Origin of the sequence: Microcystis sp. M061S2 (genome assembly GCF_020245605.1) — a bacterium.
GTDB lineage: Bacteria > Cyanobacteriota > Cyanobacteriia > Cyanobacteriales > Microcystaceae > Microcystis.
Genome location: NZ_JADBUP010000009.1, coordinates 26,257 through 48,421 on the forward strand (window position 1 = coordinate 26,257; position 22,165 = coordinate 48,421).

21 protein-coding genes and 2 pseudogenes are annotated in these 22,165 nt (G+C 41.1%); 15 read left to right on the plus strand and 8 right to left on the minus strand.

What is annotated here, in order from left to right; genetic code table 11:
- Positions 1-52: 52 nt before the first annotated feature.
- Positions 53-1,867 carry a signal peptide peptidase SppA gene (sppA, locus tag IM475_RS01485; protein WP_287726456.1) on the plus strand — a complete coding sequence of 605 codons (1,815 nt, stop codon included), beginning with the start codon at positions 53-55 and terminating at the stop codon, positions 1,865-1,867.
- A gap of 53 nt (positions 1,868-1,920) precedes the next feature.
- A complete protein-coding gene (locus tag IM475_RS01490; RefSeq protein WP_287726457.1) occupies positions 1,921-4,080 on the plus strand; it encodes a ComEC/Rec2 family competence protein in 2,160 nt (719 codons plus the stop codon).
- Here IM475_RS01490 and IM475_RS01495 read toward each other — a convergent pair.
- Positions 4,070-4,600, minus strand: coding sequence for a universal stress protein (locus IM475_RS01495; protein WP_287726458.1), 531 nt, complete (start codon positions 4,598-4,600; stop codon positions 4,070-4,072). The genes IM475_RS01490 and IM475_RS01495 overlap by 11 nt on opposite strands.
- 610 nt (positions 4,601-5,210) lie before the next feature.
- On the opposite strand from IM475_RS01495, the gene IM475_RS01500 reads away from it, so the two are divergent.
- A complete protein-coding gene (locus IM475_RS01500; RefSeq protein WP_287658853.1) occupies positions 5,211-5,597 on the plus strand; it encodes a hypothetical protein in 387 nt (128 codons plus the stop codon).
- Between the two features lie 2 nt (positions 5,598-5,599).
- Positions 5,600-6,550 (plus strand): NAD(P)-dependent alcohol dehydrogenase, encoded by a 951-nt coding sequence (locus tag IM475_RS01505; RefSeq protein ID WP_287726459.1) that lies wholly within the window; start codon positions 5,600-5,602, stop codon positions 6,548-6,550.
- Positions 6,551-6,554: 4 nt separating this feature from the next.
- On the opposite strand, the gene IM475_RS01510 is transcribed toward IM475_RS01505, so the two are convergent.
- Positions 6,555-7,790 (minus strand): bifunctional sterol desaturase/short chain dehydrogenase, encoded by a 1,236-nt coding sequence (locus tag IM475_RS01510; protein WP_287658851.1) that lies wholly within the window; start codon positions 7,788-7,790, stop codon positions 6,555-6,557.
- Positions 7,791-8,001: 211 nt separating this feature from the next.
- Between IM475_RS01510 and IM475_RS01515 the strand changes: the two genes are divergently transcribed.
- Complete coding sequence (locus IM475_RS01515; RefSeq protein WP_287726460.1) at positions 8,002-9,429, plus strand: glycosyltransferase family 2 protein; 1,428 nt, start codon at positions 8,002-8,004, stop codon at positions 9,427-9,429.
- A 138-nt stretch (positions 9,430-9,567) separates the two neighbouring features.
- Here the strand turns inward: IM475_RS01515 and IM475_RS23085 are convergent, their stop codons facing one another.
- Positions 9,568-9,810, minus strand: a complete 243-nt coding sequence (locus IM475_RS23085) for a hypothetical protein (protein WP_407069729.1) — start codon at positions 9,808-9,810, stop codon at positions 9,568-9,570.
- Between the two features lie 49 nt (positions 9,811-9,859).
- Here IM475_RS23085 and IM475_RS01520 point away from each other — a divergent pair.
- The 3 genes and pseudogenes from IM475_RS01520 to IM475_RS01530 all read left to right on the plus strand — a co-directional run.
- Positions 9,860-10,210 (plus strand): annotated as a pseudogene (locus tag IM475_RS01520) (helix-turn-helix domain-containing protein); the annotation flags it as partial.
- A gap of 357 nt (positions 10,211-10,567) precedes the next feature.
- Positions 10,568-11,533, plus strand: coding sequence for an o-succinylbenzoate synthase (locus tag IM475_RS01525; RefSeq protein ID WP_287726461.1), 966 nt, complete (start codon positions 10,568-10,570; stop codon positions 11,531-11,533).
- Positions 11,509-12,858, plus strand: a complete 1,350-nt coding sequence (locus tag IM475_RS01530) for a 2-succinylbenzoate--CoA ligase (protein ID WP_287726462.1) — start codon at positions 11,509-11,511, stop codon at positions 12,856-12,858. Before IM475_RS01525 ends, IM475_RS01530 begins: the two co-directional genes overlap by 25 nt.
- Positions 12,859-12,933: 75 nt before the next feature.
- On the opposite strand, the pseudogene IM475_RS01535 reads toward IM475_RS01530, so the two are convergent.
- Positions 12,934-13,251: pseudogene (locus IM475_RS01535) on the minus strand (helix-turn-helix domain-containing protein); the annotation flags it as partial.
- Positions 13,252-13,494: 243 nt separating this feature from the next.
- On the opposite strand from IM475_RS01535, the gene ahcY reads away from it, so the two are divergent.
- Together ahcY and IM475_RS01545 are read left to right on the plus strand one after the other, a co-directional pair.
- Positions 13,495-14,772, plus strand: a complete 1,278-nt coding sequence (ahcY, locus tag IM475_RS01540) for an adenosylhomocysteinase (RefSeq protein WP_002795864.1) — start codon at positions 13,495-13,497, stop codon at positions 14,770-14,772.
- A gap of 101 nt (positions 14,773-14,873) precedes the next feature.
- A complete protein-coding gene (locus IM475_RS01545) occupies positions 14,874-15,479 on the plus strand; it encodes a DedA family protein (protein ID WP_287726464.1) in 606 nt (201 codons plus the stop codon).
- Positions 15,480-15,593: 114 nt separating this feature from the next.
- Here the strand turns inward: IM475_RS01545 and IM475_RS01550 are convergent, their stop codons facing one another.
- Complete coding sequence (locus IM475_RS01550; RefSeq protein WP_071846507.1) at positions 15,594-15,818, minus strand: hypothetical protein; 225 nt, start codon at positions 15,816-15,818, stop codon at positions 15,594-15,596.
- A gap of 594 nt (positions 15,819-16,412) precedes the next feature.
- On the opposite strand from IM475_RS01550, the gene IM475_RS01555 reads away from it, so the two are divergent.
- Together IM475_RS01555 and IM475_RS01560 are read left to right on the plus strand one after the other, a co-directional pair.
- Entirely contained in the window at positions 16,413-16,637 is a 225-nt protein-coding gene (locus IM475_RS01555; protein ID WP_002734651.1) for a DUF433 domain-containing protein, read from the plus strand.
- A 71-nt stretch (positions 16,638-16,708) separates the two neighbouring features.
- Complete coding sequence (locus tag IM475_RS01560; protein WP_238560392.1) at positions 16,709-16,972, plus strand: DUF5615 family PIN-like protein; 264 nt, start codon at positions 16,709-16,711, stop codon at positions 16,970-16,972.
- Positions 16,973-17,211: 239 nt separating this feature from the next.
- Here the strand turns inward: IM475_RS01560 and IM475_RS01565 are convergent, their stop codons facing one another.
- On the minus strand, positions 17,212-18,117 hold the full coding sequence (locus IM475_RS01565) for a metal ABC transporter permease (protein ID WP_287726465.1): 906 nt from the start codon (positions 18,115-18,117) through the stop codon (positions 17,212-17,214).
- Between the two features lie 135 nt (positions 18,118-18,252).
- Between IM475_RS01565 and IM475_RS01570 the strand changes: the two genes are divergently transcribed.
- From IM475_RS01570 to IM475_RS01580, 3 genes are read left to right on the plus strand one after another with little or no spacing between them, the layout of a single operon-like run.
- Positions 18,253-18,771: a cofactor assembly of complex C subunit B gene (locus tag IM475_RS01570; RefSeq protein WP_002734244.1), complete on the plus strand. Its 519-nt coding sequence runs from the start codon at positions 18,253-18,255 to the stop codon at positions 18,769-18,771.
- Between the two features lie 7 nt (positions 18,772-18,778).
- A complete protein-coding gene (locus tag IM475_RS01575; RefSeq protein ID WP_287726466.1) occupies positions 18,779-19,195 on the plus strand; it encodes an acyl-CoA thioesterase in 417 nt (138 codons plus the stop codon).
- Positions 19,196-19,198: 3 nt separating this feature from the next.
- Positions 19,199-19,837 carry a DUF1361 domain-containing protein gene (locus IM475_RS01580; RefSeq protein WP_287726467.1) on the plus strand — a complete coding sequence of 213 codons (639 nt, stop codon included), beginning with the start codon at positions 19,199-19,201 and terminating at the stop codon, positions 19,835-19,837.
- 8 nt (positions 19,838-19,845) lie between these two features.
- Here IM475_RS01580 and IM475_RS01585 read toward each other — a convergent pair whose 3' ends face one another.
- Together IM475_RS01585 and IM475_RS01590 are read right to left on the minus strand one after the other, a co-directional pair.
- On the minus strand, positions 19,846-20,310 hold the full coding sequence (locus IM475_RS01585; RefSeq protein WP_002801872.1) for a DNA phosphorothioation-associated protein 4: 465 nt from the start codon (positions 20,308-20,310) through the stop codon (positions 19,846-19,848).
- Between the two features lie 87 nt (positions 20,311-20,397).
- Entirely contained in the window at positions 20,398-21,990 is a 1,593-nt protein-coding gene (locus IM475_RS01590) for an ArnT family glycosyltransferase (RefSeq protein WP_287726468.1), read from the minus strand.
- Positions 21,991-22,165 lie beyond the last annotated feature (175 nt).

Below are 22,165 nucleotides of genomic sequence, written 5' to 3' on the forward strand. Positions count from 1 at the left end.
GCGGGGAATCCCTACAATAGGAAACAGGATAATTAGTAGCAGATGAAAACCGATGGGGCAGTTTTTTAAACAAACTTTCGCTAGTTGCTTGGGGACTTTATTGGGATTATTGGCATTTTCGACCCTAGGTGTGGGAGGGTTAGCATTTTTACTGCTTTCCTTGCTTAATTCTAGCGATAGCTCCTCAGTTAAGGAAAAATCAGTCTTAGTTTTTAACTTAGCCACCAATATCAGCGATGCTCCCCCTAGTTCCAGTTTAGCCGATAGTTTGACCGGTGAGAGTAGGACCACTTTAAATTTGCGACAGGTGATAGCGGCGATCGAAAAGGCCACCCTTGATGATAATATTGTCGGTCTCTTGCTCTACGGTCGCGGCACTGTCGGTGAATACGGCTATGCTACCCTGACGGAAGTGCGGCAAGCTTTGGCAAAATTTCGCCAATCGGGTAAAAAAATTATCGCCTACGATATGGAATGGACGGAAAAGGAATATTATCTCGCTTCCGTTGCTGAAAAGGTGATTATTAACCCCGTGGGGAGAATGGAAATTAATGGTTTAAGTAGCCAACAAACCTTTTTTGCCGATGCACTAGAAAAATATGGTGTGGGGGTACAAGTGGTAAAAGTGGGTTCTTTTAAAGGTGCGGTGGAACCCTATACTCGTCAGGATTTAAGTGTCCAGAATCGTCAGCAGCTGCAAACTTTACTCGATACAATTTGGTCTAATTATAGTTCCACAGTAGCAAAAAGTCGCAATTTAACCCCTCAACAGGTGCAAACTATTTCTGATACTCAAGGTATTCTGGAAGCAACCACGGCGAAAAAGGCGGGTTTTGTTGATGAAGTGGCCTATTTAGATCGAGTAATTGTTTTAGCTAAAGAGTTGACGGGAGAAGCAAAAAATAAAACTAATGAGGAGGAAAATTCTGGCTCCTTTTCGCAAATTTCTTTAGCTAATTATGCTAGTTCTCTCGATGATGAGGGGGGAGATAGTAGCCATCAAATAGCGATAGTTTATGCAGAAGGGACAATCGTAGAAGGTCAGGGAGATAGAGGGGAAATCGGTGGGGATAAATTGGCGAAGGAACTGCGAAAATTACAAGGGAAGGAGGAGGTAAAAGCGGTAGTTTTGAGAATTAATAGTCCGGGGGGAAGTGCCACTGCTTCTGAGGTGATTCTGCGAGAAACTAAGCGTTTAGATGCGAAAAAACCGGTAATTATTTCTATGGGTGATGTGGCAGCTTCTGGGGGTTATTGGATTGCGATGGGTGGTCAAAGAATTTTTGCCGATAATGATACAATTACTGGTTCGATCGGTGTGTTTGGATTATTGTTAAATATCCAGAAGATTGCTAATAATAATGGCATCGATTGGGACACGGTGAAAACTGGACAATTAGCCGATCTATCTACTATTACCAGACCGAAAAATCCCCAAGAATTAGAAATTTATCAAGCGGCAGTTAATCGGTTCTATGATTTATTTATCGAGACGGTGGCCAAGGGGCGAAAATTATCCCCAGATAAGGTAAGAACTGTAGCCCAAGGTCGCGTCTGGACGGGAAAAGATGCGGTTAAAATTGGTTTAGTTGATCAAATAGGTGGCCTAGAAGCGGCAGTACAATACGCGGCCAAAACAGCTAAATTAGGGGATGATTGGAGTCTTCAAGAATATCCTCGCTCACAAAGTTGGCAAGAAGAACTTTTTTCTAATTTCTTGCAAACCTATCTTCCTCCTCTCACTAAAAATAATCACCCTTTGACGCAGGAATGGCAAAATTTTCAGCAGGAATTATTGAAGTTACCTACATTTAATGATCCCCATAGTGTTTATGCTAAGTTACTTTTTAATCTCGATTTTCGCTGATATTAGGTAAAAATAATGCTCCCTAATTCTGAAATTCTTTGACAAAAATTTCTATGAATCGCCCTAATAGCGTTATTCTTGGTTTAGCCTATATTTTGGGATTATTATCTACAGGTCTGCTAGATTTTAGTCCGCAGTTAAACCGATGGCAAGAAGTGGTAATTAGGATTGTTATTATCAGTCTAATTACCCTGTTAACCACAATTTTTATCCGTCGTTTTTGGTGGCAAAGTCCCCCGAAAAAAATTTGGCTGATAGCGGGATTAATAGCTATATTTGCCGTTGTTTATCTGGAAATTCGCACTCCTTACCCCACCGCAAACGATATCAGTCATCTTTTAAAAAATAATGTAGTTAACTCTATTAAAATCACGGGGAGTATTAGCTCAGAAGTTCGTCTCAATCGCCGAGAGAATTTACAATTTTGGTTAGAAGTAAAGGAATTTAGCCTTAGGAATTTACCCACAGAAAAATCCGAAGGTAAACTCTACGTTACTCTCCCAAATCTAGCAGAAAATCAGGTTTATTCCGGACAAGAAATAACAGTTAAAGGATTACTTTATCGTCCCCGTCGTGCCAATAATCCCAATGCTTTTGACTTTGCTAATTATCTAGCGCATCGGGGTGCTTTTGCTGGTTTAAAAGGGGAAATAATTATCGACAAAAAGTCACCAAATTGGGGAGTTTGGCAGATTCGTCAGCGCATTGTTGAGGCACAAATTCAAGGACTAGGCCAAGAAAAAGGAACTTTATTAAGTTCGATTACCCTCGGACGACAAGCGGTTAATTTGCCAGCAAAAATCACTGATTTATTTATTAAAACTGGATTAGCTCACATTTTAGCAGCTTCTGGCTTTCATGTGGCTATTTTGTTGGGATTTGTTTTAACTATTACTCGCAATTTATCCCCCAAACAACAGTTTATTATTGCCCTTACTGTCTTAATAATTTACGGCACTTTAACCGGGTTACAACCTTCAGTCCTGCGAGCGATTTTGATGGGAATTGGGGCATTAATCGGTCTGCTTTATAATCGACAAGTTAATAGTTTAGGATCACTTTTACTAGCGGCTACAATTCTATTATTATGGCAACCTCTCTGGATTTGGGATTTAGGATTTCAGTTAAGTTTTTTAGCGACTTTGGGATTAATTATTACTGTTCCTTTACTGAAAAATAAAATTGACTATTTCCCTAATTTAATCGCTGAACCTATAGCTATTAGTCTGGCTGCTACTCTCTGGACTATGCCTTTATTAATGTTTACGTTTAACTCGATCGCTCTTTATAATATCCCCATTAATATTATCACAACTCCCCTAGTTACCCTAATTAGTTTAGGAGGAGTTTTTACTGCCTTTTTAGGCTTAATTTATCCCCCTTTGGGCAGTATCAGTGCTAGTATTCTCTATTACCCTCTAGAGTTATTACTGCAAATTACCACCTTTTTTAGTCTGCTTCCTTTTAGTACCTACTCCACAGGTAAATTATCTTTAGGAGTGATGTTAATTATTTATATTTGCCTTACCTTAATCTGCTTTAATATCTGGTTTCGTCAACGGTGGCATTTAATCGGTTTATTTATCCTCACTTTAATTTTAATACCGATTATTTATCAGCATTTAACTTTAACTCAGGTGACAGTTTTAGCCACCAAATCGCAACCGGTAATCATTATTCAAAATCGAGGAAATACTCTCTTAATTAATGGGGAGGAACCCGCAACAGCACGTTATACAGTTTTGCCCTTTTTGCGACAGGAGGGAATTAATCAAATACAAAGAGCAATAACCGTCAATAATTCGGCGCAATTCTCAACTATCAGTCAGAGCATACCGATCAAAAAAACTATTAATTTATCCCAGTTAGAAAAATTTAATCTCGGCGAAATTACCGGACAATTGCTCGAGAAAAATTTATTTAAATTTCAGGTAAAAAATCAATCTTGGCTATGGATTGTCAACCCGAAAATTCCCGTTAATTTATCCCAAGAATTCAGCCCCCTAGTGTTATTATGGCAGGGAAGCAATCTAGATAAACAATGGTTAGAGTCAATTCGACCACAAACAGCAATCGCTGTCACTAATAATCTCTCCCGTAATGTCAGAAATCAACTGAGAAAGGCCGGTATTAAGACTTACTGGACTGGGAGAGATGGGGCAATTCAATGGACGGCAAAAAATGGATTTCAACCCTTTCTAATTAATGAGTGATATGTACTACCAAAACTGAACAGGGAGCATGATGTACCACATAATTACTGACACTACCCAAGATTAACTCAGATAAACCCGAGCGACCGTGACGACCAACAATAATTAAATCCATCCCCTCTTGCTGGGCAACTTGACAAATTTTCTGCCCCGGATCACCGATATAATAATCAGCCTGGGCTGTGATATTATCTTCCTTAGCTTGATCGACTAAACCGTTTAACCAGGCTTGTAATTCCGCCTGCATTTCTTCGGTGATTTGTTGTTCTAAGGCGATCATATCGGGAGGATAACCACCACCATAACCGATCAGATTACCATAAATAAAAGTTTCCGTGTAGGGAATCAAAGGTTTAGATAGACTATAAATAATCCGCAACTGACTAGCGTAGGTTTTCGCTAAGAGGATAGCCGCATCCAACACCTCTGGAGTGACATCTTGATAATCCACAGCCACGAGAATTTTATTATAGAGTTTGTTGGTATCCCGATCGACTGAGAGTGTTTCCGTATTATTCATAGAATTAGCCTCCTCGATAGCAGACAACTTCAGGGTTGAAGTTAATCTTTTTTCCCATCGGCTGCCAGCAATACCCCGGGGAAATAGTCAAAAATTGCTGAAAGCTGATGATTGATCGCTGACGATCCCCTACCTCTAGTGTGACATTTTTCGGATAATGTAGCTAAATCCCCAAAAAAATTAACAATTTACCCTACTGTCACCTCCCTGTTCTGTCCTAACCCGTCACTATTTGTTGATACATATCATAGTCAGAATAGGATCAAGATTACATCTATATTGGTGCTAATGGGGGATGATAGATTGAAAGCGGATGTTTAAAGCTGTCCGGGCGTGTAAACCTCTTACAAATACACTGTATTTATAAATGTCAGTCCTTTTACACGCCTTTTTTCCCTTTTTAACCGCAAATCCGTTTTTAAGCAGAAGTTATTCAAAGAGGGCGAAGGCAATTCGCCTCTACAATAAATAATATTATTGCGCCAATGGTAGGGGCGCACTGCGTGCGCCCAAAATGTCATCTAGATATTTCGACCAAATTGAGATGCAGCCTTTGCCAAGGGCAGCTGCAGTATATAATCCAATTAGAGCGAGTTCTAAACCAACAGCTATGATTAGTCGCTACATTGTCGCATGGCTCCCGATGGTCTTAATAGGAATTAGTAACGGTATCCTCCGAGAAACCACCTACGGAAAATATCTCGATGAACTACGCGCTCATCAAATTTCTACCCTGACAGGAATCCTCTTTTTTAGTCTTTATATTGGCACTCTTGTTTATTTTTGGAGTCTAGAATCGTCTGGTCAAGCAATTACTATCGGTTTAATTTGGTTAGTATTAACAGTGGGTTTTGAGTTTCTATTTGGCCATTTTATCGCTGGTCACTCTTGGTCAAGATTAGGTCAAGATTATAATCTTTTAGCGGGACGAGTTTGGATTTTTGTTCTCTTGGTCATTACTTTTGCTCCCTTACTATTTTATCAACTTTTTTCTTAATTATGAAAGCTATTATCATTAATCGCTATGGCGATAGTAATGTTCTCCAATACACCGAAATAGAAAAGCCAATTCCCCAAGAAAAAGAAGTCTTAATTAAGATTATGGCAGCGGGAATTAATCCGATTGATTGGAAGATTCGTCGGGGAATGCTCAAAATAGCCACAGGTAATAAATTTCCCCTGCAATTAGGTTTTGATTATGGGGGAATTATCGTTGAAAAAGGTAGTCAGGTGGAACAATTTCAGATCGGAGATGAGGTTTTTGGTTTTGTCAATCAATTACCCGGTAGAACCTATGCTGAATATGCAATTATTCCCGCTTCCCTATTAGTTAAAAAACCGCATAATCAGAGTTTTATTGAAGCTGCCGCCACTCCTTTAGCCGCTTCTACCGCTTTGCAAGTCTTGCGCGATTTTGGCGGTATTCAAGCAGGAAATCGGATTTTAGTTAATGGTGCATCGGGAGGAGTGGGTAGCTTTGCCGTGCAGATAGGAAAAATTTTCTCCGCACAAGTAGATGGAGTTTGTAGTAGTAAAAATATCGATTATGTCACCTCTTTAGGAGCCGATAAAGTTATCGATTATACCCAAGAAGATTGGAGAAAAACTGAGCAGAAATATGATATAATCTTCGATGCTGTGGCTAAGTCTTCTTTTTGGCACTGTCGTCAGCTTTTAAAACCCCAAGGCACCTATATAACCACCCTACCAAATCCAGGAATTATCCTCCTAAATTATCTCGGTGCTTGGTTGCCACAAAAAGGGAAAGTGATATTTTTTGCTCAAGCACAAGCGTCCGACTGGCAATTTCTCAAAGAAGCGATCGAATCGGGAAAATTAACTGTTAGAATCGATCGCACCTATACTTTTTCCCAGGTGGCAGCAGCTCATAATTATAGTGAATCGGAAAGAGTGCGCGGAAAAATAGTCTTGATACCGGATGAAGGATAAATAGTTAGGGGTTTTCCTGATTTTTGGGGGAACGAGTAAATAGTTTTAAGTAAGTAGAAACAGAGAATTCTTTAATTGGAAAGGTGATAAAAGTCAAGGGATTAATAGTAATAATAATATTGCGGCTATCCCTCTGTACCGCCTTGATAATCTGTTTAGCCACCCAATCGGCGGACATAATACCCACAGGATTTAAATTACTCTTAAAAGGGCCAAGAATTAGCTTTCTCACCACACAGGGGGCATCTAAACGACGCAGGGTAATCATATCACCGATCGCCCGTTTACTGAGTTCGTAGAGGGGGCTAAAGGCAGGATTAACCTCCGCTTCCGAGGTATTCACCCAGACTTCCTTGCGGGCAATTTGCTCGTTAGTGCGGACAGTTTTGAAGAATAATTCCATTAAACGCCAGACGGAAAAAGTATTCACTTCGTAGGCTAATTCGATCGCTTCTGGGGTTCTTTGGCCGTGGACATTAACGCCATGATTTAAAATCAGTATATCTACAGACTTAAATAGGTCCTCAAGTTGCGTTTCTTCACCGATTTGCCATTTTACGGTTTTTACAGGGACTGATTCGCCGTTAATTTCAATAGCGATCGCATTCTCCCCGGAAGTGAGCGCGATCACCTTGGCTCCCTTCAGTTGTAGGTACTTTAACAGCGATCGCCCTAAGGTTCCATTCGCTCCGGTAATGGCGATCGTTTTGCCTTTGAGAGAAAGTGCCGTCCCCATCAATTTATCCATAAAGGTGAAAGTTCCACAATAATAAGCCTTTTGGTTATCAAAATGGTGTCGCCAGTGGTAGGTACGATTAACGCGCCATTGAGCGGGGAAACTCTCAAATTGCCCCGGACGATGGGTTAAATCGGTTAATTCCTCCAGATTGGCGATACCTAAACCTCGACCGATCGCCGTACTGAGAAAAGCCAAAGTATAAAGGGAGCCTAACCAACCCAACCAAGGGCGATCGAACCCCCAAAAGTAGGCCAATAGTACAGGTAAAACACTTGCAGCCAACATGACCAAGGCCTCCGGTACATCATTGTACCAGTGGGCCCGACGATAAATTTCCTCGCTCATTACCGACAGATCGGGACGAAAAACCCGATGATGCCAGACGTGCAGACGATAAAGGGGCTGCCAATGGTGGGCCAGAGCATGATAGCAATCACGCACGATCTCCACCCAAATAATTGAGCCACAAATCAGTCCGACACAGAGGAGCAGGTTTGACATAAGGGATAAATGTTAAATTTTTCTCAACGAATGTAAACAAAGCAATCTTAGCCGAAAAAGCGCATTTATAGGGAAAAAAAAGCCAATAGCTTGAAAAACTAGGGTTTATTTCCCGAAAAAACTTAAGATTCTGTTAAAAATTTTAACAATTTTCGGTAAGATAAAGCAAGAAACAAGCGTCTACTTGAACAGTACTTAACCTGAGTCGATTATGGCAGAAAATTATTGGTCGCGAGAGGATGATAACGAAGAATTAGACCCGATTGGTTCCCTCCTATCTGACTGGTCCGATCCCGAAGACGAGGAGGACGAATTTAGAAGCGAAATTTTTCAAGGCCGATCGGGACGCAGACAGAAAGCGGCTTTTAGCCTCATGGCGATCTGGACAATAATTATCGGACTTCATTGGCTGAGTTGGGGTTATTGGGCAATTATCGCCCTAACTATGGTACTATCGGGGCAAGCTTTGCGGCTGCTGTTCACCAAACCAGAAACGCCGCCAATTCCTTTACTAGATAAGGATTTAGCCTCTGTCCCCAGGGTTTCTCTCTTAGTAGCGGCCAAAAATGAAGAAACCGTAATCACGAAACTGGTTAATTATCTCTGTCATCTAGACTATCCCCAAGATAAATTAGAAGTTTGGATCGTCGATGACTATAGTACCGATAACACCGGTGCGATTCTCGATCGCCTTGCTTTAGAATATCCCCAATTACAAATTCTCCATCGTCCTGCTAATGCCGGAGGTGGCAAATCCGGCGCCTTGAATCAGGTTTTATCCCTGACTAACGGGGAAATTATTGGCGTATTCGATGCGGATGCGGGATTATCCGCCGATTTACTGCGTCATGTCGTCCCGATGTTCGACGATCGAGAAGTGGGTGCGGTACAGGTGCGAAAAGCGATCGCCAATGCCGCCGAAAACTTCTGGACAAAAGGACAAGCGGTAGAAATGATCTTTGATAGCTGTTTCCAACAGCAACGGATCGCGGTGGGAGGGATCGGAGAATTGCGCGGAAATGGTCAATTTGTCCGTCGTAGTGCCTTAAATCGTTGCGGGGGTTGGAATGAACAAACGATCACCGACGATCTTGATTTAACTATTCGTCTCCATATCGATAATTGGAAAATTAATATCTTAAATTTTCCCGCAGTAGCGGAAGAAGGGGTGAAAACCGCGATCTCTTTATGGCATCAGCGCAATCGTTGGGCCGAAGGTGGTTTTCAGCGTTATCTCGACTATTGGAAAGCAATTTTAAAGTCTCCCATGCCTTGGCCGAAAAAGTTTGATTTAATTGCTTTTTTGCTCGTTCAATATATCTTACCTGCGGCCGCTATTCCCGATCTTTTAATCACTATTACCCAGCATCAAGCTCCGATTTTAACGCCTTTAACTGGTTTGGCTCTTTCCCTTTCTCTCTGGGGGATGGTGACAGGATTAATCCGGGTTAATAGGGGTAAAAAATTCACTTTCGCTCTCGGTTTAGACATCCTTGCTCAAACCATTCGCGGCATGATTTATATGATGCACTGGTTTATTATTATTCCCAGTGTCAGCCTGCGGATGGCTTTGCGTCCTAAACGTTTGAAATGGGTGAAAACCGTTCATCTGGGGGAACATCTCAGTGCCGAAGTTTAATTTTCGAGGATAGACTCCAAAAACTTTGGCCTTATCAGGCTTGAAATCCCCTGTTAGTAAAGGTTACAGCCCTTACAAGCCCCTTTTGGAAAAATTTCCAATTTCCTTAATCATGCTTGCTGCCAATAATGTGTTAATTTAGATACAGAATTGAATTCCGTGACAGCACTGGGGTAGCGAAAAGCGCTCGCTCCAGTTTTTTTTATCTAAATCGGGGTTGGGGGTTAGGGGGAGTAGGGAGAAAAAAGCTGATGGCTCTCTTGGGTTTGAATGTATTCTAAGATACAGTCCTGCGGGGGAGCGAATGGAACGAACCACAAAAACACAAAGGACACAAAGATTGATCGCTACCATTGAAAATATGGCAATTATTGGAGCCATGAGGTACAATAGAAGGCAAATAGACAAATAATTGCGGGACAGAGCAGACATGAGACCCTATTCAGTAGATTTTCGCCAAAAAATTATCGATGTCTGGGAAAAAGAAAAAATTTCTATTCGAGAACTAGCCAAGAGATTTAATGTGGCCAAAAGCTTTATTCAAAAGTTATTGAAACAATATCAAGAAACTGGAGATATCCGTCCTCGTCCCCAGGGAGGCAGTCCCCCAAGCAAGTTAAATAGTGAGCAATTAGTAATTCTTGTCGAAATCATCGAAGCTAACAGGGATGCAACCCTGCAAGAATTATCTAACTTACTCTATGAAAAGACAGAGATTAAAGTCAGTAGAGCCACCCTAGGGCGAATTACGAAAAAACTGAATCAAAGTTTTCCCAAAAAATTCCACAGGAGTCCGAGAAAGTTGGAGAAAAAGTAACATGGTTTCCCATTTGCTTGTCGATGAAGTATTGAGCAATTGAGTCGAACAGAACAAAACCTCAAAAAAGAAGCAAAAATATGGCGATATAGTCAATATTTATCGAGTGCATCTCATCTGTGAGACTTTCTCCCACTTATAATCAGCAGCAGAAGTTATTAAAAGAGGGTGAATGCAATTCGTCCCTACAAGCCCAAAATATGATATAGATATTTCTATAAAATTGAGATGCAGCCTTTCACTGATTACTGTTTACTGATCACTGAAAGGTCTCCTGTCTCGACTAGGAAATTAATTTTTCACGACTACTTATAGTTAATCATGTATTTCTGGCAATTTCGTGTTTATCAGCGTCCTTTGCTGCGTCCCCTACAAACCCATCACGGACTCTGGCAAATTAGGCAAGGAATTATTATTCGCTTAGAAGCTGAAGATGGACGTATTGGATGGGGAGAAATTGCTCCTTTACCTGAATTTGGTTCAGAAACATTATCGGCAGCAATATTATGCTGTCAAAGTCTCAAAAATCCCCTATCAATAAATTCAATTTTTTCTATTCCTGAACAATTTCCCGCTTGTCAATTTGCCTTTGAATCAGCTTTAGAAGATTTAAGTATAGAAAATCAATCAAGAGAATTAGAACCGAAAAAGTATAGTTATTTATTGCCCACTGGTGCGGCAGTATTTCCCTGTCTGGATGATATTTTAGCCACCAATCAAACTAATACTTATAAATGGAAAATTGGAGTCAATTCTCTCAAGCAAGAGTTAAACTTATTTGAAAAATTAATTACCCGATTACCCAGGGAAATTAAATTGCGTTTAGATGCCAATGGGGGATTAAGTATTGCTGAGAGTAAAATCTGGTTAAAAATTGCCGATGAATCTAAAATAATTGAATTTATCGAACAACCTTTACCCCCGTCTCAATGGTTAGAAATGTTGCAATTAAGTCAAGATTTTACCACAGGGATTGCTTTAGATGAATCCGTAGCCAATCTCCGACAAATAGAGGAATGTTATCAACGGGGATGGCGAGGAATTTTTGTGATTAAACCTGCTATTACTGGTTCAATACAAGGGTTAAGAAATCTCTGGAGAAAATATCCCTTAGATTTAGTATTTTCCTCGGTTTTAGAAACTAATATCGGCAGAAAATCCGCTCTACGTCTAGCACAAGAATACCCCAGAAAGGAGCGAGCTTTAGGTTTTGGTGTGCAACAATGGTTTAATAATAGTGACCCCGATTGGTTGGAAAAACTGTGGACGACATCAGCGAACAATTAGCATATCTCAGTCAAAAAGATTGGTTATATGGATACAATAGCCAGAAATTTTATCAATTATATCAGTCCTATTCTCGGCAATTTATCGCCGCAGATAATCCTCGATTAACTCTACTTCTGTCCGAAGGCAATCCCCTTAAATTTTTAGCGATATTCTTGGCTGCCGTCAGGGTCAAAAGTTGCCTATTTTTAGCTAATCCCGACTGGAAAAATAACGAATGGGAACAGGTTTTCTCTCTGATGCAACCCGATTATATTTTTGGCGAAAATATCAAGGTTTTTAACTATAATTCTCCTCCTGTCAATCCTGTGACTAATTCTCTGATGATACCCACGGGAGGAACATCGGGAAAAATTCGCTTTGCTATCCATAACTGGTTAACTTTAACTGCTTCTGTCAAAGGTTTCTCTGAGTATTTTCAAGTCGAGCAGGTTAACTCTTTTTGCCTACTGCCCTTATATCATGTTAGTGGTTTAATGCAGTTTCTAAGAAGTTTTTTAACAGGGGGAGATTTTGCTGTTATTCCTTACCATAAAATCAAACAAAAGCGCATAAATACTCTCAATCTTCAAGATTATTTTATCTCCTTAGTCCCCACTCAATTACAATTTTTTCTAGAAAATGATCCTCGATGGTTAGCCAATTTTAAAACAGTTTTACTAGGAGGTTCCCCTGCATGGCCATCTTTATTAGAAAAAGCTAGAGAATATAATATTTCCCTATCTCCCACCTATGGAATGACAGAAACTGCCTCACAAATTGTCACTCTTAAACCAGAAGATTTTCGACGAGGCAATAATAGTAGTGGACAGCTATTACCCCATGCTCAGATAAAAATTAATCCCGATAACCAGAAAATTATTATTGAAGCGAAATCTTTATTTTTAGGTTATTATCCCCATCTTAATCAAGCAAGCTACTTCGAGACCGATGATTTAGGTTACTTGGATGAAAGTGGTTATTTATATATCATTGGCCGCGATAGTCAAAAAATAATTACTGGAGGAGAAAATGTTTATCCTTTTGAGGTAGAAACTGCCATTAGACAAACTAATTTAGTTAAAGATGTGGTGGTTTTAGGATTGCCAGATTCTCGATGGGGACAGGTAATTGTGGCTTTTTATGTACCCGTCAACTCTCAGATATGCCAGACAATTATTCAATCCCAGATTAAAGATAAATTAGTCAATTATAAACTGCCGAAACATTGGATAAAATTACCAGAGATACCAAAAAGTCCCCAAGGGAAGATTAATCGAACCACTTTAATTAAATTAGCTGAAACTTGTTTTGACACCGAGTCAAACCCCGGACGATACTTATAGCAGTTATCTTAATGGTGAGTTATGAGATAACCACTGTCTTCTATGCTGGTAGTTAAAGGATGAAAACGAACTCGACGCTTTTGCTTGTCGTAAAGCATAGATAGTATCGGCGGCCAAATTTTCGATTTCAAAGTCTGGCAAAGTTCTCAATTCTTGTTTTTCCTCCGCTTCTAGGGGAGGTTTTGGGAAAAAGAATAAAGCGAGAGGACGTTTATATATTTCTGCTAACTTTTCCAATTGACTATAAGCAGGAAAGTCCTCTCCTGGCTCCCATTTCTCGATAACAGAAACATCTTTTTTAAACTTGACCGCCACAGACTCAAGAGAATATCTCGCCCTTTCTCTTGCCCATTGGATTATCTTGGGATTAACGCCTGTCAGTTTGTCGCCTATCAGTTCATCTTATCATCACGAGATAGAGATTTCTAGCTTAATTTAGCTCATGCAATAGTTTATTTGTACTATATAATTACCCAAAATAGAGACAATGTACTGAGTTCTGGATAGGTCAGCGAGGGATTGATAACTTTTTCCTATATAAAAAACCGGTGAAAAGCTTGACATTGGCCAAAATCCCCGGACAATGTTAAGTTAAATTAACCAATAGCCAAGGCTTGTATTTAAGGAAAACCCCTTATGGTAGCAACACCAGTTCAACAGAAATACGACATTAAAGATATTAGTTTAGCCCCCATCGGCAAACAGCGCATCGAATGGGCCGGTCGGGAAATGCCAGTTTTGCGTCAATTAGCCGAACGTTACGCCATCGAAAAACCCTTTGCTGGACTGCGTTTAGTCGCTTGCTGTCACGTTACCACCGAAACCGCTAATTTGGCCATCGCACTCAAAGCCGGTGGCGCCGATGCGTTACTAATTGCTAGTAATCCCCTTTCCACCCAGGATGATGTGGCCGCTTGTTTAGTCGCTGATTACGGCATCCCCGTTTATGCAATCAAAGGGGAAGATAACGACACCTATCACCGTCACGTTCAAATCGCCCTCGATCATAAACCCCAGATTATCATCGATGATGGTTGTGATGTGGTAGCCACCCTAGTTAAAGAAAGAAGTCACCAATTACCCGACATTATCGGTACTACCGAAGAAACTACCACCGGTATCGTCCGTTTGCAAGCCATGCTCAAAGCCGGGGTATTATCCTTCCCCGCAATGAACGTTAACGACGCAGAAACCAAGCATTTCTTTGATAATCGCTACGGTACAGGTCAATCTACCCTTGATGGTATCATTCGCGCCACCAATATCCTCCTCGCCGGTAAAACGGTGGTTGTGGCTGGTTATGGTTGGTGTGGTAAAGGTGTGGCTATGCGGGCCAAAGGTTTAGGCTCTAATGTAATTGTCACCGAAATCAACGCCGTGCGGGCCATTGAAGCAGCGATGGACGGTTTCCGGGTTATGCCCATGGATGAAGCCGCTAAAGAAGGCGATATCTTCATCACTGTCACTGGTAACAAGCACGTTATCCGGGCCGAACATTTCGACCTGATGAAAGATGGGGCGATTGTTTCCAACTCCGGTCACTTTGATATTGAAATCGACCTGCAAGCTTTAGGCGCAAAAGCCGATAATGTTAAGGAAGTTCGCAACTTTACCCAACAATATAGACTAAAAAGCGGTAAATCCGTCGTTGTTATCGGTGAAGGTCGCCTAGTTAACCTCGCCGCCGCCGAAGGTCATCCTAGCGCCGTTATGGATATGAGTTTCGCTAACCAGGCGATCGGTGTAGAATATTTGGTTAAAAATAAGGGTAAATTGGCCCCCGGTATCTACTCGATTCCCTACGAATTAGACCAAGAAATCGCCCGTTTGAAACTGCAAGCCATGGGGATTGAAATCGATACCCTCACCGAAGCCCAATTAGAATATATCAACTCCTGGACTTCCGGAACCTAATATCAGTTATCAGTTATCAGTTATCATTTTACTGTTAACTAAAAATACTTCTCCAATCTCCTTTTTTTACTTTAAAACTGTTTTCTAAATCCTAAAAAATTATGACTGAATGGATTACAAATACAATGACTTCTATGGGCTATTTAGGCATAGCCCTATTAATGTTTTTAGAGAATCTTTTTCCTCCCATTCCCTCGGAATTAATTATGCCCCTGGCGGGTTTTACCGTCCATGAGGGACAAATGGAATTTATTCCGGCAGTCGTAGCGGGGATTTTTGGTACGGTCATCGGAGCGCTACCTTGGTATTATCTCGGTCGGGTTGTGGATGAGGAAAAAATCGAAAAACTAGCCGATAAATACGGCAAATGGATTACCGTTTCCGCTAAAGATATTCAAAAAGCCAATCAATGGTTTAACCGTCACGGTAGCAAAGCGGTTTTACTCTGTCGTTTGGTCCCCGGAGTACGAACTTTGATTTCCCTACCCGCCGGAATGAATCACATGGCGATGATTCCCTTTTTAGTTTACTCCACCATCGGCACGACCCTCTGGGTCGTTTTTTTAACGGCAGCAGGTTACTTTTTAGGGAAGAATTACCCCCTTGTGGAAGAATATCTGGCTCCCGTCTCAAAAATAGCTCTACTTGTCCTGTTTATCTGGTTTATCCTCTGGATTATCCGCAAACGTAACCGCCGGTATGAGTAAATGTTGATGAGAGGTGGTGTTTTACGACGGATTGTCACCTTCGAGTCAAAGCAGCAATTTTTGTATTCTAACGCGCCCTACGTTTTACTACCGACAACGCTGCAGCAAAGGTATCTAATCGCGCTGGCTACTCAAGACGGCCGTGATCAGCAAATAGGCCAGCGTCACCCCGATACTGATCTGGAAGGAATAGGGAGCGGCGCGGTATCGATACCAACTAGAAAAAGATTCAAGAATTCTCAGGGTGAACAACACTACCCAATTTAAGGAAAGCATTAGGAGGTAAAAAAACGCCCCGACTCCCAACGACTGCACAAACCGATTTTTTAATAAATCCATAGCCCTAACCAAGTTAACTAGAACTCTTGCAAATTAATTATATGTTATAATGATAGGCTGACTAATTTTCCAAAAAAATTAGCATTACTTTTCTCTATCAATACTAAACAAAAGCACGATACTGAGAATAATAGGAATTGTCGGTAATGCTTCATCCTCAGAAAAGGGAAACTCAACTGTACTAGGCATGAGCAGATGCCCCTTGGTCATCCTGAATCATCTGCATCAGAATGTTTGCAGCTGCCGTTGCGTCCTAGGGCGACCAAATTGGGTACTCTGATGCGGAGAAGATGAATTGTAGTTCAGCGTCTGGGATTTGTGTGGCCAGGAGTTTGAAGAGTGATCATTTGTCTGACTGGCTCAGATTGTTGACCAGAGGAATTAACTCAGCGAGTGACATGGCTTAAACTTCTAGAGGTGCGAGAATAAATTGATCATATCCAAAAAGGTGGTGAGGAATCATCGTTCGGCCCCGGCGGTGAGGATGTCAAAATTTTTCATAATTGACAGGGTGGGCATAGCCTACCCTATTTTGTTGAAACTTTTAGCACTCTAGTTCACAATAAAGGTAAAGATCGTAAGAGCTACCTTGTAATGGCGGAATTGCTTTCAAGAATTACAGTTAATCCTCGGCAGTGCGGTGGTCGTGCCTGTATTCGAGGAATGAGAATCCGGGTATCAGATGTGTTAGATCTATTCGCGGCAGGTTTAAGCGCGAGAGAAATTCTAGATGAAATGCCTGATCTTGAGGCCGATGATTTGAAAGCAGCGCTTTTATATGCCTCGCGGAAGCTTAATCACCCGGTTTTAGTGGCATGACAATTTGGGTTGACGCACATTTGTCTCCTGCAATTGCAACCTAGATTAGCACTACACTTGAGATTGAAGCTGTGGCTTTGCGTGATCTTGGACTGAGAGATGCTGAAGATACTGAAATCTTTCAGGTTGCAAAAGCTCAAAGAGCTATCCTAATGACCAAAGACAGCGATTTTGTAGATTTAGTTGAGCGACTTGGTTCGCCCCCACAAATTATTTGGCTGACTTGTGGCAATACCTCTAATGCCCGGTTGCGTGAAATCTTGAGTGAGACTTTACCCAGGGCTTTAGAACTTTTAGCTGCTGGTGAGACATTGGTAGAAATTAGCGGAGACTAGCTGTACAGGCTAATGAATCCAAGAGCTACCCAATACAAGAGGTCAAATGGCTATTTTCCAATATCAGATTCTTGTGGGGAAGAATTAACCTAATGCTGTGGTCTGGTATGTCGCTTAAGTACAATATGAAACGATAAAATTAACACAATATCAGGGTAAGAGCCTCGAAAAATCTGGCAAATTATGGCAGTTATCTCGGCCGTCCGCTTTTTTTGGTCACTACCACCTTCTCCTGCAAACTAACGTCTTCTCAACAAATTTTTTATCTCTACCCAGATAGACAGTTGACCACCTAGACTAGCGGGATGAGTGAAAATTCCTTGACGGGGACTGAATAAAAAGGCCAACATAAATAGGGTAAAGGCGACAAGCACGATCGCCGGTCCAGAGGGTAAATTCCAGTAATAACTTAAATACATCCCACTGATACTAGAAATAATACCCACACCCACACCTAAACCCATGACTTGATGGAGACGGGTAACTAAAAGATAAGCAGTGGCTGCCGGGGTAATCAAAAGGGACAAAACGAGGATTACTCCCACCGCTTGGAGACTAGCAACGATTGTCAGACCGATCAGGAGCATTAAGCCTAAATCTAATAAATTTACTGGTAAACCTGCCGCTTGCGCCCCGATTTTGTCGAAAGTGTAGAATAATAGTTCTTTATACAGGAGCAAAACGGTTAATAAAACGATAACGGCAATAATTAGGGTATCGCGGATGTTGTCAGCAGTAACACCGAGAATATTGCCGAAGAGAAAGTGATTAAGGTCAATTTTGTTGTTTTTTTGGATGAGAGTGATCAGGGTGATGCCAAGGGCGAAAAAAGCCGAGAAAACGATACCCATGGCCGCATCTTCTTTGATTGGGGAACGATTACGGATTAAGTTAATCAGTAGGGTACTGACCATTGAGGCTAGTAAAGCACCCAGTAGCAGATTAAAATTACCAATAAAAGCGATCGCTAGTCCGGGTAGGACCGAGTGACTGATGGCATCCCCCAAGAGGGCCAAACGTTGTACCATCAGGTAGGTTCCCACCACCGCACAAATGATCCCGACGATGATAGCTTCGATTAGGGATCTCTGCATGAAACTATACTGTAAGGGTTCGATTAATCCTGTTAATAGATTGTTGCCCATGAATCTGCCTTGGGGTTAAATTTTTCTGATTCTCGATCGAGGTTTTGCTCCTAGGGTCTATCTTCTAAATCGGGGGAGAAGATAGGTTAGGATAATTAGGATTAATTGTAAGTTTTTTTGCTCCCAACCGCCGCCATGGATACCCCCGTTCTTTCCTCAACTTTTTTTCTGACTCTCCTGCTCATGGTGGGATTATTCTTTTTTATTCGCGGTTCCGTCAAAGAGCGCATCGAACAGCGTGTCTATCTTACCAGTACCAGTGACGACCAACTATTAGAACAACTGCGAGATTATTTTGACCGACGTTCCTATCAAGTCAAGGCGATCGAACCCGAACAGAATATTGTCAGATTACAGGGGTTTGTGCCGCCCAGCCCCTTTCTCGCGATATTTTTGACAATTTTGGCGGCCTTGGGTTTATTTTGCTTCTCACTGGTGTTATCGGTGTTATTTCCTGATACTAATCCCTATATTTTTGCTCTTGTGGGTTTATCTCCCCTCGCGGGTGTTTTCTATTGGCAAAAAGTCGGCCGTTTAGAAGAAGTGGCTTTTAAAGTGGAAAGCAAATCTCAGCAAACGGAATTAACTGTCAAAGCCCATCGGGACGAGTTAAGACAACTACAAGATAGTTTAACCTTTCTGGAAAGACAATAAGCTTTTTATGCCCTATGAACGCCTAATTTATCTGGCCGATACCGATGCAGCTGGTGTGGTTTACTTTGCCCATCTTCTCTCGATCTGTCATGAAGCCTACGAGTTTTCTTTAGCACAATTTGGCATCAATATCAAGGATTTTTTTAAAGATTCTCCGGTTGCCCTACCGATTACTCAAGCGGAAATCCAGTTTTTTCGGCCTCTTTTTTGTGGTGATCGCATACAGATTGATTTCACTGCTCGATCCCTAAGCGAAAACGAGTTTGAATTGCAGTATAAAATTTATTTGGCTGAAATCATGGTCGGAAAAGCGAAAACCCGCCATGTCTGCATCGCTCCCACCAATAGACAAAGAATCCCTTTCCCGGAATCTTTAAAAAATTGGTTAGGATATTTATCAACCCTAGAGGAGACTGGTATTTAAGGGATGATTTGGGCAGATTTAACGATAATTTTAACTAGGGATTGGTGGCACAATGCTTGGCAATTATTTAACCTTAGCACCGGGAGGATTATCTGGAATTCTTTTCTGGCCTTTATCCCCTTTATCCTCAGCTTTTGGCTATTTCGGATCACTCTCGATCGTTCCCTACTCTGGTGGTTAATTCTCTTAGTTTTCCTGCTTTTTTTACCCAATGCTCCCTATATTCTCACCGATAGCATTCATTTAATCGCCTATCTTCAGCAGGATTACGCCAAAAGTTTAATTTTTTTAGTTTTAATCCCCCAGTATAGCTTCTTTATTTTCTTTGGCTTTCAGCTATACGTTCTCTCCTTACTTAATTTAAAAAGTTATTGTCAGCAAAGTCAGCTAAATTCAGCAGTTTTACCCCTAGAAATAACTCTCCATTTTTTAAGTGCGATCGGTATCTATTTAGGACGGTTTCTCCGGCTGAATAGTTGGTATCTAGTCAGTCAACCGCAGCAACTATTCTGGAGTTTGCAGAATTTACTGACTAAAAAACCTTTGCTATTCATCTCTGTCTGTTTTTTAATTATTTGGCTACTATACGAGATCAATAAAAGACTTTACAATCAATTTTTTGCCTCTCGCGAGAATGACTAGAATTTATACTACAAAAATCTCCCTAAATCAAATTCGGTTGTGGCAGTAATTTCTCGAAAACGTTCTTGACTGATAATTAACAATAATCTTTCAGTATAATCCACCGCACCGCGCAATTCTCGTTCTAATCTTGCTAAACCGGCGTTGGCATATTCCTCGAAAATTGTCACTCGCAAAGCTTCTGAATCTACCCCGTGGGGAGAAAGAATTTTCGTGTCTTGGAATTCATTGACTGCCAATAATTTGATTAGGGTATCGTAGCCACGAGAAATAAAAATTTCCAGGTTAATAGGGGAGGGTTCCTTCGCTACATTTTCTATCGTCACCCTCTCTTGATATCTTACCCCTAAAGCCGCCGCAAAAGCGATGACATCAGCATAGGTTTGAAAGGGACCAATTCCCTGATTAAAATTAACTAAGGACTGGACAAATTCCCCTTTATCTCTAGCAATACGCACTCGATGAATGGACATATTTATCAAGTAAAAAGTAAAAAGTTAAAAAGTTTACATAATTCAGAAGATAGAAATCAGGAGTATTGATGAACTAATTTATCTATTTTAAGGATAAGTTTTAATTAGTCCTTTAGCTTGGTAAACATGAAATTGTTCGATGGCGACACCACCGCGCTTGATGGGAATGACAGCTACTTTAGTTATATCTTGGAAATAGGGACGGTAGCGATCGATTATTTCTGGTCTTTCTAGAGAACTATTTGTAGTAATTAATAAACCATTTTTACCGATCCATTCTTGAGGATTAAACCAAATTTGATAACCCCTTTGATCGTTGTTAAAACAGGTGACGGGAATAGGAACTAGGGGATAAAGAGCCATATCTAGCCATGCTGTCACATAAAAACTATGGGTAAAAACAAAGCTAGAATCTTTTAAGAGTGCTAATAATTCGGGCGAATTAGCAAAGCCTTGACGCAGTTGATCGATATCGACAATTTCCCGAGAAGGGTCCTGTTCTGGGGCAATAATTCCCCCAAAGATTGCGTATTGACTAGGTTTTTGGAAAGTACCAAAAGTAACGTGAAGCATTGCTATAGATAGAACAGTAACAATAAAAATTCCTGACCCCCATAACCATCTTTTTACCCAGATTCGAGAAGATTGCTGCCAAGTAGTGGCCTTTTCTCCTAATAAAATCGTGCAGGACCAGAACCCGGGTAAAATCCAACTAGGGGCGAGATAATGGGAAGCACCCACATAAAGCATTCCCAGGATTAAAGGCAGAGAAACCGAGAGAATTAACCATTTTTTTAGTGATTCTTCTTCTCGATGAAAAAAACTTTTTTTCGAGATAAAATTAGGCACTTGTTCGGCAAAGCTTTTAAATGTCACCCACCACATCGGCAGACCGAAAGGAGGAAACATCGTGGCGATACTAATGCCAACAACCGAGAGAATACCGAGAATATTAAAGTTTTTGGGTTCTCCAGAAAAACGGTCTTCTAAATGAAAGCGAAAGGAAATCCAATCATGGTTAATATTCCAGTAAATAATCGGCAATAAAGTTATCAAAAAGAGAATAAATCCTAATCCCAACCAAGGGGATCTAAATACAGGCCAATAGCGGGGAGTAGTCAGACAAAATAAAACTAAACCAAAGCCCAAAATAAAGCCGTGATATTTACTTAAAACCGCCAATCCTACGGCAAGTCCAATATAAGCGAGACGATAGCTAGGATGATAGTTTTTTTCCCGAATTGGCCAGAATTCTTGGGCAGCTAAATAGACTGTTAATGACCAAAAAAAGATTAAAGGACTATCTGGCTGCGAAAGAATCCCGAAGACGATCCCATAGATGGGGATGAGAGTGGCGATCGCTAAAGTCATTCTGGCGACCGGCAGACTGAACAATTTTAAAGCTGTCAGATATAGCAAGCAGAGGCTGCCAGTATAGAGGAGGAGAGTACCGAGGCGAATGGTAAATTGATTGACTAATCCCGTGATCCAAGTCCCAAAACCCGTGGAAATCGCTACTATTGGCGGATGATCGAAATAACTCCAATCCAGATTATGGCTGTAAACGTAATAATAGGCCTCATCGTACCCGGGATAAAGCCCCAGGGCGATGATGATTCTAAACAGGAGTCCACCGATGAGCAGATAAACGGCAATGCGATCGCTAAGTATTTTCGTCAAAATTCTTACCTCATTTCATCGCTAAAACTGATGTTAGAGACGGGAGATTTTTGGGGTTGCCAGATTCGAGATTTGTGCATCTATGGCAAGGTTAGATTTAAATGTGATCTTTAGTTACTATATCACCAACTCTGTCATCTCTTAGCCCTTGGCTATCGGCAAACTCTCCCTAGGC